The 15,860-nt window shown below is 55.8% G+C and carries 11 protein-coding genes and 1 pseudogene; 10 read left to right on the top strand and 2 right to left on the bottom strand.

Features of this window, described 5'->3' with window-relative positions; genetic code table 11:
• The first annotated feature begins 572 nt into the window (after positions 1–572).
• Together ACFEMD_RS20710 and ACFEMD_RS20715 are read left to right on the top strand one after the other, a co-directional pair.
• Positions 573–1,238 carry a helix-turn-helix domain-containing protein gene (locus ACFEMD_RS20710; protein ID WP_394743171.1) on the top strand — a complete coding sequence of 222 codons (666 nt, stop codon included), beginning with the start codon at positions 573–575 and terminating at the stop codon, positions 1,236–1,238.
• A gap of 2 nt (positions 1,239–1,240) precedes the next feature.
• Positions 1,241–1,936, top strand: a complete 696-nt coding sequence (locus ACFEMD_RS20715) for a nucleotidyltransferase family protein (RefSeq protein ID WP_394743172.1) — start codon at positions 1,241–1,243, stop codon at positions 1,934–1,936.
• Between the two features lie 9 nt (positions 1,937–1,945).
• Here ACFEMD_RS20715 and ACFEMD_RS20720 read toward each other — a convergent pair whose 3' ends face one another.
• On the bottom strand, positions 1,946–2,242 hold the full coding sequence (locus ACFEMD_RS20720; RefSeq protein WP_394743173.1) for a HalOD1 output domain-containing protein: 297 nt from the start codon (positions 2,240–2,242) through the stop codon (positions 1,946–1,948).
• 211 nt (positions 2,243–2,453) lie between these two features.
• Here ACFEMD_RS20720 and ACFEMD_RS20725 point away from each other — a divergent pair, with 211 nt between their 5' ends.
• Positions 2,454–6,536 carry a GAF domain-containing protein gene (locus ACFEMD_RS20725; protein ID WP_394743174.1) on the top strand — a complete coding sequence of 1,361 codons (4,083 nt, stop codon included), beginning with the start codon at positions 2,454–2,456 and terminating at the stop codon, positions 6,534–6,536.
• A 536-nt stretch (positions 6,537–7,072) separates the two neighbouring features.
• Positions 7,073–7,381 (top strand): DUF7344 domain-containing protein, encoded by a 309-nt coding sequence (locus ACFEMD_RS20730; RefSeq protein ID WP_394743175.1) that lies wholly within the window; start codon positions 7,073–7,075, stop codon positions 7,379–7,381.
• 328 nt (positions 7,382–7,709) lie between these two features.
• Here ACFEMD_RS20730 and ACFEMD_RS20735 read toward each other — a convergent pair.
• Positions 7,710–9,119 (bottom strand): annotated as a pseudogene (locus ACFEMD_RS20735) (transposase); the annotation flags it as partial.
• A gap of 154 nt (positions 9,120–9,273) precedes the next feature.
• On the opposite strand from ACFEMD_RS20735, the gene ACFEMD_RS20740 reads away from it, so the two are divergent.
• From ACFEMD_RS20740 to ACFEMD_RS20765, 6 genes are all read left to right on the top strand, one after another.
• Positions 9,274–10,041 carry an IclR family transcriptional regulator gene (locus ACFEMD_RS20740; protein WP_394743176.1) on the top strand — a complete coding sequence of 256 codons (768 nt, stop codon included), beginning with the start codon at positions 9,274–9,276 and terminating at the stop codon, positions 10,039–10,041.
• A gap of 293 nt (positions 10,042–10,334) precedes the next feature.
• On the top strand, positions 10,335–11,048 hold the full coding sequence (locus ACFEMD_RS20745; RefSeq protein WP_394743177.1) for a haloacid dehalogenase type II: 714 nt from the start codon (positions 10,335–10,337) through the stop codon (positions 11,046–11,048).
• Between the two features lie 191 nt (positions 11,049–11,239).
• Positions 11,240–11,659, top strand: a complete 420-nt coding sequence (locus ACFEMD_RS20750) for an acyl-CoA thioesterase (RefSeq protein ID WP_394743178.1) — start codon at positions 11,240–11,242, stop codon at positions 11,657–11,659.
• Positions 11,660–12,185: 526 nt separating this feature from the next.
• A complete protein-coding gene (locus ACFEMD_RS20755; protein ID WP_394743179.1) occupies positions 12,186–12,485 on the top strand; it encodes a hypothetical protein in 300 nt (99 codons plus the stop codon).
• On the top strand, positions 12,482–12,847 hold the full coding sequence (locus ACFEMD_RS20760; RefSeq protein ID WP_394743180.1) for a hypothetical protein: 366 nt from the start codon (positions 12,482–12,484) through the stop codon (positions 12,845–12,847). The genes ACFEMD_RS20755 and ACFEMD_RS20760 overlap by 4 nt, the downstream gene beginning before the upstream one ends.
• Positions 12,848–13,005: 158 nt before the next feature.
• Complete coding sequence (locus ACFEMD_RS20765) at positions 13,006–15,540, top strand: helix-turn-helix domain-containing protein (protein WP_394743181.1); 2,535 nt, start codon at positions 13,006–13,008, stop codon at positions 15,538–15,540.
• Positions 15,541–15,860 lie beyond the last annotated feature (320 nt).

Genomic DNA, 15,860 nt, shown 5'->3' on the forward strand with positions numbered 1-15,860 from the left:
CGATAACCTCTTAAAATATCTGAACGAATCCGCTCCCATGCTCCAAGCCAAGACAGAACGAACGACTCAAATCACGTTAAATTACGTGTCTTGTGAGGTTCTGAGTCGAGGGGAGCGTTTGATGAACCAAAGTGGCGAGATAAACGTACCCTCCATATGCATTAGTCAACGTAGTCTCAACTTCTGCCTCCCCCGGGAAGATGAGACTACAGGCCGTTTAGCAGGCTTGTTGTCGGTGAATTCGGACAAATAAGTCTATCGGCGATCTTTCAGACACCCTCTCAGCCGCTAATTCCTGTTAGTTTTAGAAGGGGTTCGGCGCTCTTCCGAGGTAGCTTCCAGTGTCGCCACTCAAAACCCACTCTTCCACGCGGGTAGAGTGGCTCTTCACCCAATTCCGGTCTCCTTCTTCAACAGCGTGAGCGTGTTCTCCGCCGTTGCGAGTGGTGGCTGTTCGTACTCGCTGGTCAATTCAATCTGCACAAGCAGATCAGCAACTCGCCAGATTCAGTCAGCAGACTCACACGAATAGTAACTCTCTTGGGTGTTGCACAGAATTATGCAACTATAGAATGTACGAAGTGTGTGGTGAGAAGGAACTCAAGGTCATCCTCGCGCTCGACCCAGGTGATACCATTTCGAGTGTCGCGCGGAAGATCGACGAAAATCGGGAGACAATCCGCCGCGTCGTGAACCGTATCGAGGAAGCGGGATACGTCGTGTACGATGATGGCCTCCAGCTTGTCGACCAAACGATCCGAGACGCTGGTCTCGAGCTCCTAATGGCGGCAGCAGACATCTCACCACCGTCAATTTCAGAAACGTATGTCCTCCCACAGTTCGCGGGCATGGAATATGCATATACTGCCATCGATGCGGTCTACGTCTGGACCCGCGGCGGTTACCAGGTCGCTCGCAACCCAGAGGACTATCCGCTGTTCATCGCCGTCCGCGAGTCCGACCTCGACGCCTGGACGGAGTTCTTCGATCGGTTCGGAATCCCGACTGCCGAGGAACGCCAGCCCGCTGAAGACCTCGATGGCGCCATCCAGGTCGTTCTCGAGCCACGACCACAGATCGAGGTTGAGATGGTTGATGGACGACCCGTCATCCCACTCCAGGAAACCGTGGCGTTCGCAAACGAGTATTATGCGACCTTCGAGTCCGCACTCGACATGCTCGGTCGCATGTACGACGACATCGACACTGACGCGAGCTACCGTATGGAGCCAGCCTAAATATGAGCCAGGAAGACCGCAGTGAGGCACTCATCGAAGTGCTCGAAGAGCTAGAGCAGTCTGATATCGGGTTCATCCTCGTTGGTGGATACGCGATCAGTCAGTTCGAAACGCGATTCTCGACTGATCTCGACCTCGTCATCGCCCCGGATGACTACGATGAAGCCGTTGCATTTCTCGAAGCGCGCGGCTTCGAACGTCAGTCTGACCTCGAAGTTCCACCGGAGGAGACAATCTACAATCGTGAAATCGAACTCTTCGAACGAACCGAGGGACTACTTCACCCGGTTGGTGTAGATCTCCTTGTGAACGGCCTCGGTTGCCGACAAACCAAGGCAGAGTGGTCGTTCGACTATCTGCGCAAATATAGTTCCCCGACGACAATTTCAGGCGGAACTCGGTCAACGACCGCACGAGCAGCTGATGGAGAAGTGCTTGCCGCGGCCAAGCTCCACAGTGGTCGGAAAACGGATCTCGCTGATGTTCTTGCTGCAATTCCGTCAATCGACCTCGACATGGTCGAGACGCATCTGTATCGCGGCGATATTGGTGCTCTTCGGGAACAGCTCAGTGATGCACAAGCGTTCATCGAAGAGGGTGGGGTCGATCATCGGTTCAAGAGTATGTTCGGCCAATCAGCAGCTTCAGCCGAGGCTATCGAGACGCTCCTCAAGTTCCTCAAGCGACAGCAGACGTGAATTCGTCCGCTACTGCTCGTCGAGTTCTAGAACAGCGATCCGACCGTTACTGCTGACAACGACTAGGTAGTCCGATACGCTGAACTCGATCCTTGTTGGTGGTTCATCACTGATCACCGGATCACCGAAAAGGGAGTCGAGTGCCTCAGGATCAATGGACTCGCATAGAGCATCGAGTTCCATCGGCTCAATGCCCTTGACCACTGCGAGTGCTCGGACAACCGCCTCGCTCGTGGGTTCATCGCTCGAATAGCGTGTCTGAACAACCGGTTCGGCGTCAGCTCGTGGGTTGTTTTCGTCGGTCATATCGTGCCTCGCTCTACTTGTCCCGCTGCATGGCCGGTGATTCCGTAGGTTTTCACTCCATATAGACGTTGGATAGCGGCCTAGCGGTAGTGAAGGCGAGAATTCACTCTTCTGCTTCTCATAGTATGGTGCCCAGATGATTGACCCGGGTGTTTGAAATCACCGTTTCTATCGAGAGAACGCTTTTGCCTGTGCTCGATCAAGCCCACCTATGACGACGGCCTCCCCAGAATTGGAAGACGTGCTGAATAAAGTCGACACGCTCGGCCCGCACAGCACGCCGGTGACGACGCCGGAGGTCGCTAAGGGATTTGATTGTACCCAGCGCACCATATACAACAGACTCGAGACGCTCGTCGACGACGGCATCCTGAAAACGAAGAAGGTCGGAGCCAACAGCCGCGTGTGGTGGCGACCCGCTGAAAGCGACCCGCCAGGAACTGGGTTCCAGCGGAGTCGAGAACAGGTACGCTCCCACCCCGTCTTTGATTCGACGATGGTCGGCGTCATCGTCTGGGGGGACGAGATGACGATCATCGACACGAACGACGCTTTTCTGGAGATGACTGGTTTCGAGTACGAGGAGGCACTAGGTACGTCATGGCGTGAACTCACGCCCGAGGAATTCTATCAGGATTCAGAACGACACGTCGAACAGGTCGAGCGAACGGAGAGCGGTGTCCCCTACGAGAAGCAATACTATGATGCGGACGGCTCACGCTGGTGGGGACGGTTCGAATCGCGGCAGGTGAACAAGGTTGGATACGTGGAGTTCGTTGTCGACGTCACCGAACGCAAGCACCACGAGCAAGAACTCGAGAAGGAAGCGTCACTGGACGCCTTCCGCGTCGAACTGACGGACGCGACCCGGCCGCTCACCGATCCCGTCGAGGTCCAGAACGAGGCGGCCTACGTTCTCGGTGAGTGGCTGGATGTCGAGCGTGCTTACTATGGTGAGGTACTCGCCGACGGCGATACGAACGTTGTCCATGCAGACTACTACCGAAACGGAGTGGCCTCGTTTGTCGGAGAACACCGCTTGAGTGATTACGGTGCGTACATCGCCGAGAGGTTTCATGAGGGCGAAACCCTCGTGGTCGACGATTACCGTGACCTCTCGGAACTAAACGACGAGGAACGAGCGATGTATGAGAGGGCAGATACTACCGCCTGGATTGGCGTGCCACTCTACAAGGATGGCGAACTGAAAGCATTTTTTATTGTCACAGAATCAGAGCCCCGGGAATGGACGGATGCCGAGGTCGAGATGGTCAAGGTGACGGCTGATCGCACATGGGATGCCGTTCAGCGGGCACAGGCCGAGCAAGCACGCCGCGAGAGTGAGGCACGACTCGACGCGTTCGTGAAGGCGACCTCCGACGTTGTCTACCGGATGAGTCCTGATTGGACCGAGATGTATTATCTCGCTGGTCAGGAGTTCATCGTCGATACGGACGAACCTCGACAGACATGGCTGGAGGAGTACATCCCGGCAGACGAACAAGAGCGGGTGATGACTGCTATCGAGGACGCCATTGAGACGAAAAGCACGTTCGAACTAGAGCATCAGGTGATGCAGGTGGATGGCACCCGGGGCTGGACACGCTCCCGAGCCGTACCGATGCTGGGCGACGACGGCGACATTGTTGAGTGGTTCGGTACGGCATCGGACATTACCGAACGTAAAAGAGCCGAAACGCGATTGAGCGAGAACGAGAAGCGGCTTCGACTTGCGACCGACATCGCGAACATCGCTGTCTTCGAGTGGGACCTCGAGACGGATCTCGTGAGAGGAAACGAGCGAATGAACGAGTTGTTCGGATACGACGAGCACAAGGAAATCGTCGCCTCGGAATTGCTCGAGGAGCGTGTCCATCCGGACGACCGCGAACCGGTAGCTAACCGTCTAGAGGAGGTGTTCGAGCCGGCGTCTAGCGGGAACTACGAGTTTGAGTTCAGAGCGACGCTCCCTGACGGGAGCAATCGATGGGTGCTCACGAATGGCGAGGTGTTCTTCGAGGACGATGGGAGCGACCGAAGGGCAGTTTGTGTCCACGGGACTGGTATCGATATTACCGAGCGCAAGCAACGAGAGCAGTTACTGAGCGAACAAAAGGAGCTACTCGAACTGATTGCTACAGGTGCGCCACTCGAGGAGTGCCTCTCCGCGCTCTGTGCTGCTGTTCCGCGGCTGAGTGATGGTGTCCGAGCCAGTATCATACTCGCAGGCGACGAGCGCGAATCGTTCCAGCGGCCTATCGCTCCAGACCTGCACCGATCGTGGGGGGAAGGTCTCGAAGACGCACCAATCAACGAGCTCATGATCGATACGTGCGGAGAGGCAGTATTTCGCGGCGACGGCGTCACCTGCGAGGACGTTATGACCGATGACAGATGGTCGGAGGAGTGGCGTGAGCTTTGTGTCGCGAACGACGTCCTCGCCGGGCATTCAGAACCCATCCGGAACGGAGAAGGAGATCCTGTGGGGTCGTTCATGCTCTGTTTCGATGAGCCACGCACTCCGAATGAGTGGGAACACCGAGTAACGGACTTCGCCACCTATATCGCGGGTATCGCCGTTGAGCGCCACCAATCTCGACAGGCGCTGAAGCAGACCAACGACTCCCTCGAACGCCTCAACGACGCAAGTCGGGAACTAATCGACGCCGATGTACAGGAGATCCGCGATCACGTTCCCGTGATTACACAAGAGGTACTCAACGCTGACTACGTCGCGCTCTGGCGATACGACGATCAGGCTGGAGAGCTCCACGAGCATACCCGTCAGACGAGTTCCGAGATAGACCCGAAGGCGATCGAACTCCCCGACGGATTTTCCGACCAGGTCTGGCAGACGTTCATCAGCGACGATATCGACATCGACAACGACCTCGACTACCTCGGATGTGCGTCTTCGGCATCGTCACTTTGCAGCCGCGTGCTCGTGCCACTTGGAAGACACGGCGTTGTCTGTGTAGGATCGACACAAACCGAGGTATTTGACGAGTTGACGGTCGATCTCGTGGAGACGGTGGCCGCGACCGTCGAAACTGCGTGGGACCGTGCCGCCGGCGAACGGGAACTGGAACGGACAAACGCGGAACTGGCGCGACTCAACGATCTCAACACACTTATTCGGCAGATCGATCAAGCGCTCGTCCAAGCCGAGACAGTCAATGAGATCGACGAGGCCGTTTGTGACCGACTCGCGGAATCTGCGCTCTTCGAGTTCGCCTGGATTGGTGACTTCGACGCTGATGCCGAAACGATAGAACCGCGTGCATGGGCGGGTATCGACAGCAGTTCGCTGGCCGATCTCACGACCGAAGGCGATGGACCAGGAAGCGAGAGGAATCCATTCACGTCCGCGTTTCAAACCGGAGAGACGCAGGTCATCGATGATATCGCAACTGATGCGCAGGCTGCCCCCTGGCGCGAGGTTGCCCTGGAACAGGGTGCGCGCTCGTGTCTCAGTGTCCCGCTCGTGTATGATGAGTTCGTCTATGGCGTGCTGAAAGTCTACGACGGAACGCCTCAGTATGACAAGCGCGATAGCAAGGTGCTGGTGGAACTCGGACAGACGATTGCACACGCGATTCACACTGTCGAAACCAGAGAAACTCGACGGACGGATACTGTAATCGAACTCACGCTCCGTTTGGCGGCCGCAGAAACCCCACTGTGCCGCCTCGCCTGGGAAACAGACTGTACGATCGAGTTCGAGGGGCTTGTACCGGGATCAAACGATGAAATGATCGTGTTCTTCACTGCGACCGATATCGGCGCTAGTGAGCTCTTAGCTGCCGGTGAGGAGTCCCTCGCGATCGAGGAACTGCATCACCTCACTGACCGCAACGCAGGTGCTATGTTCAAAGCGAAGTTGGCCGATCCGATGCTCGCCGCAGACATCCTTGCCCAGAACGCCACGATCCGTACGCTCTCCATCGATGCGGGAACTGCGACGGCCGTCATCGATCTCCCTACGTCGGCTGATGTCCGCGGGTTCGTCGAACAGGTCCAGCAAACGATCCCGGATCTCGAACTCCTCGGCCGACGGACGCGCACTCGCTCATCCGAGATGAAACATACGCTTCAGGGTGTGTCCGAGGACCGACTGACGCCCCGTCAGCAGGAAGTTCTCCAGTTGGCCTACCGAAGTGGGTTCTTTGAGTCGCCCCGCGTGCAGACTGGCAAAGAGCTCTCCGACGTGCTCGACCTCTCACAGTCGACGTTCAACTACCACCTTCGGGGTGCCGAGCGCAGTATCTTCGAACTAGTATTCGATTACGCGTGAGGATCCATTTTTCTCGAGGGTATCCCTATCTGATTATTGCGTATTAGCCAACTCACATCGCGTGCTCGTGAGTTCATGCCACCCCTCACAAAATGAGGTCTCAGGCGATCTATCGAATGCATAGAGTGGTCTGTAGTACTCGTCCGCTATGGACGGTATCGCAACAATGCGATTAATCCCTCCCAACATTCGCACATCTTCGAAGTGTCCCTTTCCCCGCTACATCTAGAAACAGGGGGTGTGACTCTCGACAGACAGGGAACTGATTCAGGCAACCACACGCGGTCAGCCCAGTCTTCTACTACCGAAGATGGACTGCCCTCCGAGATGCTCAACATCCTGAGCCACCCCCACAACCGACACATTCTGCTCACCCCTCTTGGACAAGAGACACCAACTGAGGTTGGTGAACTTACGACACGCGTCGCTGCATCAGATCCCGAGATTCTTCGCACAGTGATCGCTGGAACAACTGGGACCTACAAGAACGGCGAAGCCAAATCATGACCGCAACTGACTCGTTATCATCGCCTTCGATGGATAACCTTCTAGATGTCCTGGCAAACAAGTACCGGCGACGAGTACTCGTCGCGCTGCTCGAACACAACCCCCAGAACGATCACGATCCACAGATCCCCGACAGCGTCAACCACGAAGCGAAAGATCTCGAATCACTGATGATCAACATGCGTCACACGCACCTCCCCAAACTCGAGGAGGCGGGATTCATCGAGTGGAACCGGGAGACGAACACTGTCAAGAAGGGGCCACAGTTCGAGGAAATTCGGCCGTTGTTGGAGTTGATGGAGAACCACGCCGACGAACTTCCCGATGACTGGCTCTGACTGCCCAGTGTTGTCACTAGATTAGCTCGAAAGCGTACAGTACACTCGAGTGGTAGCAGCGTGGATCACGAGGGGAACATTCAGGAGATTGTAAGTAGAAATTAAGGCACGCATCAAAATCATCCTCCGAGATTGTGTGGAAGATGGGACTACAGGCCGTTTAGCAGGCTTGTCGTCGGTGAATTCGGACAAATCAATCTATCTGATCTTTCAGACACCCTCTCAGTCGCTAATTCCCGTTAGTTTTAGAAGGGTTTCGACGCTCTTCCGAGGTAGCTTCCAGTGTCGCCACTCAAAACCAACTCTTCCACGCGGGTAGAGTGGCTCTTTACCCGATTCCCGTCTCATTCTTCAACAGCGTGAGCGTATTTTCCGCCGTTACGAGTGGTGTCTGTTCGTACTCGCCAGTCAACTCGATCTGCACGAGCAGATCGACAGCTCTCCAAATCGAATATAGCAGACAGGCGAACGCGAAGTAGAAGAACCGTAGCACGAAACTTTTCGATGTCGTCGCTGCCATGAACCGCTTGATACTCTTGTAGCCGCTCTCGATCTCCCACCGCGAATTGTAGAAGTGGACTGCTCCTGGGCGGCAGTTCGTCATGAAGACACTGTACTGCGTATAATCGGTGCTCTCAGCGTTTTCCCGTCGCCTGTAGATCAGTGTCGTTTCATGCTACTCGTTCTTCCCCAAGTGGAGTTTCCGGTCAGTGACATAGCGATCTCGATCCCACCGGAGTAGACGTTTTGCCTGAGCGCGTTCACTCGTGTACATCCGCTTTGGAACAACATACCCGAGACCACGTTGGTCGATTTCTTCGAGGATGTGCTGACTATCGAACGCCCGATCCATTAACACACGATCGACGTGAACGGGGTCCTGCGCGGAGTCTAGCAGGTCCTCAACGATCTCGCGACGACTCTCTCCCTTTCGGACTGGCCGAGCATCTAGCGCCAATGGAACAGCCTTTCCCACCAACTGTATCGTCGCCCACTGGTAAGCGTACTCGCCATCTTTCGTGCCAAGAATTTCGTCCTCGTAGCCAGTTCGATCACCTGTGAACGGCTTTGCTTCGGTCGTATCGATCGCAACGAGTCCAGCACGATGGAAAACTTCCGTCTCCGACACTCGGTCGATAAGCCGCTGCAACGCCTCGTGATACATCTCTCGAATCGACTCGATCGAGAGGCCACGGATATGCGCTCGATGAGCGTGTCCTAACGGTGTCCGATCCCGCTGTGAATCATAGAGGAAGCTACGTGCTCCTTCGTTCGCTGCCAGGTTCTCCCGAAGCCCGAGATACGTCTGAAGATCCCAGAACGCGTTTGGATGGATCTCACAGTTGTCTCCGCGATTGAGCGAGAACACCGGATAGGCGATATGACTCACCTGTTCAGTAATCTCATTTGCATGGGTGAGCACTTCGTGATCGGTGGGACTGGTCTCTTCATGGCTCTCAGAGTTACGAAGCGGGTCTCTGGGAACGTCGCTGCCGTCCCTGTTGGCGTTGATGAGAACGGTTCGTGCGCTCTTCTGAATCGTCTCCTGGAGATCAGGTGAGAACCGGCAGTGCCACGTCCGCCAGAGTGTTGACTGATCGGGAAGCGTCTCAAAGCCAAGCTGCTGTTGGATCACTGGCTGGTCTTTGAGATACTCCAAGAGTGCTGTTTCGTGATCCCAGCCGTAGGCTTCCTTCAGCAGAAACGCTCGTGTCAGCGTTCGCATCGCGTACACAGATACAGAGCACGTATGCAGCAGAGGTCTTGAAATATGTCCCCAATTAAGATTATCAGCAGAACCGTCTGACCACTACTTTCCCAGCAACGGGCCAAAGTAGCAATTATTTGATTCCTATTCGACAACTTATCTGCTTCCGTGGTCTAGGCCAAGTATGCAACCAGGGGATAACAAGCAAATCAAATCGGTCGAGAAATCTTTCCGGATACTCGAGTGTATTGTGAGAGAGGGCCGTGGGGGAGTGAACGAACTCGCCCAAGAACTTGATTATTCCCTGAGTACGGTTCACGCTCATTTATCTACGCTTCAAGAACTTGACTACCTTGTCAGGATCGATAGGGAGTATGCCATCTCGAATCGCTTTCTGCACTTTGCGAGGCATGCCCAGAGCAGGGTGGAAGGACTGGACGTGATCAAGGCCAACGTGAGACGGTTAGCCGATGAGACAGATGAACGCGTACAATTCATGATTGAGGAACATGGCCGTGGGATATATATCGATAAAGCGGAAGGTGAATACGGAGCACCAAATAACACGTTGCTCGGAAAGCCTCGATACCTTCACATGTGTGCTTCAGGTAAAGCGATCTTAGCAAATCTCCCAAAAGAGCGCATGGTCGAGATCATCGATTATTGGGGTCTTCCAGCACAGACTGAGAAGACGATCACGGATGAGAAGGTCCTCTTCTCGGAGATCGAGACGATCAGAGAAGAGGGCCTTGCAATGAACAAAGGCGAAACCGTTAATGGATTGATCGCGGTTGGTGCACCGGTCCTATCGGCTGACGAACAGATCATAGGTTCCATCAGCATCTCCGGGCCAGCACACAGAATCTCCACAAATGGGAAAGTAAAAGAAATGTATTGTGACAAACTAATCGGCGCGACCGAGGACATCACGCTCAATCTCAAATATCCCTAATCCACTGATTTGATCCGATGGTAGATTTATTTTCAAGACAGCAGTAGCAATCACGCTACAATCTACTACGCATAGACTGCATTCAACGATAGCGAATGCTCTGTCAAAAGTAGATGCACCACAGATACAGTGTACTACTAATTAGACTACGGTGTGACCCAGCTACCACATCTATTTGCCATCAGTGATTGAATTAGACACCTCCAAACAATTATCCACCATTGTGGGACCATTCACGAAAATGCCCCAATCATTAACTTAATATCTCGTCAAACCACAACCTTAATCGACACATGTCCAATATTGCAGCAGAGACAATCGAAGAAGAGGCGGAAGTGCTCGCATTCGACCTATGGGACACGCTGCTTGATCGTGAATCCACGTTAATCCCTGCGTTGAGCGCATTGCTCAACGATCACGGGAGCGATTACAATCCTGAGATCTTGCTTCGCCGGTATTTGGCTATGCACTTCCGGGACTCGATGATCGATTCGTTGATCCCGGGGCCCCACACCCCGTTCAAGGAGATCAGCCGTCGGGCCCTCAGCTATCGGCTAGAGCAGATCGGTCTCGACGTTCCTGACAAGGAAATTCGTGATGTCATCCGACAGTGGAAAACACTCCAGCCATACCCGGATGTTGACGCTGCGTTAGACTGCTTGAGTGAGGAATACAAGTTGGTTGGCCTCTCGAACGGTGACCCTGATATGCTTGATGCTGTCCGTCCCAATTTCGATACGGAGCTAGACGGGGTAGTGTCGGTTGCTGATGCTGGTGCATACAAACCACACCGAGCGTCATATGATCTATGTTGTGAAGAGTTTGATGTTTCATCTCATCAAGTCGTGTTCGTAACTGCACACACATTTGATCTTGTGGGTGCGAAGGCGGTCGGAATGCGGGGAGCATTCTTGAATAGGCACGAGAATCCATACGGTAGCTGGATTCACCAGCCAGATATCACCGTTTCCGATACCGAAGAGTTAGCTGATATGCTCACTTCATAGAGGAAACTGGGCTGTTACATCTTTACCGAAGTAGCTGTCTAAAGGCCTGGTCAAGATTGGCACCGCTTCAATCGCAAAAATAGACGACTATAATTACCAAGAAACTTGATCCAACCACTGAATTTGTACAAACGACTCGCACTCTGCATCGTATGTCCCACCAACACTAGCGTACGAATGATAGGAATCACATGAACGAATTCAACTACGTCCAGAACATCGCCGTTCGATTCGGCGATCTTGACACTCTTGGTCACGTGAACAATGTTGCATACGTGAAGTATCTCGAGGAGGCACGGGGAGGCTACTACGATAATGTTGTCGGTGTTCCCTTCGAAACGCTCCATACGGTCATCGCTATGTTACAGATCGAGTATCATAGCGAAATTACCCCCAATCAATCGGTAGACGTCGGAGTTCGCGTCCCTCAGCTAGGTGACTCCAGTATTCCTATGGAGTACGAAATTCGAACTACTGAATCTAATTCTGGGGAAACGACAATTGCAGCCACCGCGGAAACAATCCAAGTTAATACTGATCCCGAAACGAGAAAGGCTGCTACAATCCCGGTTGATTGGAGAACTGCGATTAGCAATTACGAGAACCTATAGGACTGGGAGGGGCTGTCTAGTTGAGCGTACCCAGTATTAGTTGATTGACGAGAGCGTTCTACGAGTGTCTTTCCGAATTCAAAATTATTGGTCTATCTCTCGAGGATCCTCGATCAGTCGATATTCGCCAGTTGGTTGGTATCGGATTTCAGCGTAGTTTCCGGCCACGAGTTGCTTCAAATTGTTCCGGATCGTCTCACGAGACCAATCAAGTTCGTTTTCGATATGGCCGATCGTAGCGCACGAACAAGGCTGCTCATTGAACCAGTCGAGAAGAGCGTTCATTGATTCGGTATATTGGATTGCCATACGCACTGGTGCATCACCCAGTCAATTGTACATTGCGAACCGACAAATAGATTTTTGTATAATGGCAGGCGTTATCGACAAGCCACATCCACTTGGCAGTATGCAAAACAACTAAGTAACCAGCAGGGATAGCACGGAATGGAAGCGTGAGGTGGCCGGGAAAACTCTCGGCCGGGTGTTGGAGCACCCGACCTGCGCTTCTGGTGCTACAGAAGCAATGTCAATTCAACCACGCACACCCGAAACCGTTTCGGCTCGCAGTCGCACTGAACACCGACCGAACTACATTCTCGTCGGGATCGACACCGAGGACGCACATCACGTCTACCGAACCACCGACGAAACCGTCCACGTCATCCACAACACCGACCGAACCTGCCGCTACAACCTCGCCAAACACAACCAGCGCATCTACGACTGGATCGAGTACGTCAAAGCCGAGCGCGGCTTCACCACCCAACACCTCTACTCGAGCCTCACCACCACGTTCCGCAACTCCAAGGGTGACGACCAATGAAAGTTGCCACCACCCCCATCCAACTCCTCGAGGGATTCCCAGTCGGTCCCCAACCCACTGCGTGCCAACACTGCGGGGACACCCTCCAGGAAGGCGACCGCGCGACCGTCTTCGCCGCCCGCCCAGCCGACACAGACCAGTGGGCAATCCATCGCCCCTACTGTCTGACCTGCAGTCCCGACACCATTCGCCACCCAACAGTCGGCTGTACGGAACTCCTCGCGCAGTGCCGACTCGGCACCCGCGCTGATCTGGCCACCCAGCAGATCCGACTCATCGTCCTCGAGCCCGAACTCACTGACTCGAGTCCACCCACCAACAGGGCCACCGACCCACGGGCGATGCCCGTCCCACCCCGGTGATCCCCTGACCACGCACTCGCGCCGACAGTCCCTGAGCCACTGCGCTCGGCTGTCCGCACTCTTCACGGTCGCCTCCAGGACTCGATGGCACGCCACCTCACTCGCCAGTCAGCACGCCCCCAGCGCACACTCGGACTCCCATTCGAGGTGAGCCTCCTGTGACCGACGCGGGACTCACACCGACACAACAGCCGCCGCTCTCGCCAGCCGCCAAGCTAGCAATCGACACCGACCCGGTCTCCGAACTCTGGAACCAACTGTTCGACCAGCAGTCGATTCGAGACCGATTCATTCGCGCCGTCCGCCAGTTTGCCGACGGCCGGACTGTTACCGAGTGTTACGAAGCCCTCGAGGACCAGCAGATCCCCTACTGGCTGCGCTCTCGTATACTGGACGTCGCCCGCGGCAACCGACGAGAAGCGTGGCGGCTCGCCGCTGATCTCGTGCCGAACCTCGGGCAGGGCCATGCGAGTCTCGAGGACCTGTTCGCGACTGCCGATTTCTTTGCCACCAACGTCTCCGACGACCAGCCACCGACGCTCACAATCACAATCGACCGCACGTTCGAGGACACCCCACGGCGAAAACGCGAGTCGATCTGTCGCCTGCTCGCCATCCTTGCAACGGGCTTCGATATCCGCGTCGCCGCGACGGGACGCACTCAGCACTGGCTCGCTCGAGAACATCGCGAAGAGCTGCCCGGCGTGAGCGAGTGGCGAGAAACACACCATCCGACTGGGGACCAAGTTGAGCAAGCACTCGAGGTACTGGACCCGGACGGCCGGAAGGTCGAACTCCTGCGACAACTCGCGGACGAACCCGCCCAGACGCTCTCGAGACACGCACTACGAGCAATGCACGACGTCGATCGCAGTCGGATCTCCCAACTGCTGGTCTCCGAGCAGAACTCGCTCACCGAGCTTGGACTCGTCGCGGAGTTCGGCCCCGCCGATGATCGGACTGTCGAGTTGCTCGAGGCCGGCCGACAGCTACTCGCCACGCTCGACGCCCAAGTCGGCCGGCAGCAGGAACTGACCGGGGCCGTGAGCGACACCGGAACATCCGACCAACAGTGCCGTGTAACCCCGCGTACACGAGGGGAAGAAGGTGACGGCAGTGCAGATAGCAACCCCTACCGGACCGCCTACCTTGATCGTCCAGGACATGCTGGTGCCGTTGGCTGTGGAGAGGCCGGCGATATCACCCTCGTAGACGCGCCGTTCGAGGACCGAACGGACGCTCCGGACCACACTCGATATGTGAGCTTCGACGGCGATCGCGAAGAGGCCGTGGTCGCGGTTCGGGCCAGTGGGTCCCTGCAGTACGTGGTGAGTCTCGCGACCGCGTTAGCCTCTCCCCGTCTGGTCAACCGAGTCCTTACCGACAGTCGCCTCGAGTCGTTGGAGGACCCGCCGGCGATCCTCCGGGATGCTCGCTGTATCGGTGGGCTCTCGGATGAAGCTCTCGAGGATCGCGAAACACTTCGTGAGGCGTTCATCGAGTGGGGAACTGAACTCGAGGATCTCACGGCGAAACTCTCTGCCGGCGAGTACGAGGACCGCAATCAATTCCGGGGTTCAATCATGCGGTCGGCTCACGGGCTTGCCGGATCGCTTGTGCATCTCTTCGATGCTCTCGGAATCGACGTCACTCGCGAACTCCGAGTACCGTCTGGGCTCGACACGAACTCGCTGAACGAACTGGCGACCACAATCGGCATTGCGACGGCAATTCAGTCGAAATACGGTGCATTCGCCTGTTACCGCCAGCTGTTCGAAGCTCGAGAGGAGAAGCGACAGACGGCACTCTCGCCGACCGTCGATGCCGACGACCCGCTAGGGACGCTCATCGGCTCCCTGGTCGTTCGTGGAGACGACGTCCATCGACTCCGCCCGAAACTCGAGCAATCACTCGAGACGCCAGCAGCACTCGCTGAGGACGCTCCCGAGTTCGCGGTCCACGTTTCCCTGTCGACGGTCGACCGGACGGCCTATGCAGCAGCTACGACGCGGATTCTGCAGTCCAAGAACCTCCGGCCGACTCGAGAGATCGTTTCGCTGCTTCACGGATTGGCTGGCTCACCCTACGCCGCTGCTCGAGCCTTGCAGCAACTCGCTACCGAAGACGACTGTCGAGAGCTTCGGCCGGATGAACTCCGCTATACACTGGGAACACTCGAGCCCGAGCAGTTACTTTCCGATCTGCCGCCGACAGTTGGTCGAATTGTTCAGACACTGCTCACAGCTGAAAGGCGTCTCTCACAGTGTGAACTCGCTGACCGAGCAGACGTCTCGACACGGACGGTCCGGAACTACCGCGATCGACTCGAGGCGCTCGATCTCATCCGTATCGATGAAAACGGATATCGCCTAACGTTGTCGTTCCAGACGACCACCGAACGCCGCGAGCCCGTTGCTCCAGCCGTCCTCGAGGAGAACCAGACGCTCCTCGATGCAGCCGATGCATTGCTCGAGACGATTCTCCCACCAGATCGCTACGGCGATCCCGACGATCCGCTCGGGAATGTGCTGTTCTGGCCACCGGACCCGTTACGAGTACTTAAGCATCCAATGGTCGGCTCATGGTTTCGCCTAGCGGCTGCACTCACAGCGACAGAACCTACCAAGGATAACCAGGCCGTTCAGTTGGGGCCACCGCTCGAGCAGCAGCCACTTTCTCACACAACTCCGTAGCAACTGAGTCTCGTTCGATCCCCAATCTACTACCGGCGTAGTTAACCAACGGGCCCCTCTACTGCACCCGTTGTTGGTTAAGCAGGCAATCTTGTGATCGGCACCAATCTGCTATGTACAGCAACCTCTTTTACCGGGGGCATCGGCTGGCGTCTGCGACGCCAGCCTCAACCCCCGGCAAAACCCGTTGATGCCAAAAGGCCGCCGTCGCGGGGTTTCACCCCGCTCCGGCGGTGAACCGCTCGCTTCGCTCGCGGATGCTCGGCATTTTCCGCAGTGTTCCATTCGCACATCTACGTAGCAGCTGGTTCACCGAGAGG

Source organism: Natronococcus roseus, from assembly GCF_043677095.1.
GTDB classification, from domain to species: Archaea; Halobacteriota; Halobacteria; order Halobacteriales; family Natrialbaceae; genus Natronococcus; species Natronococcus roseus.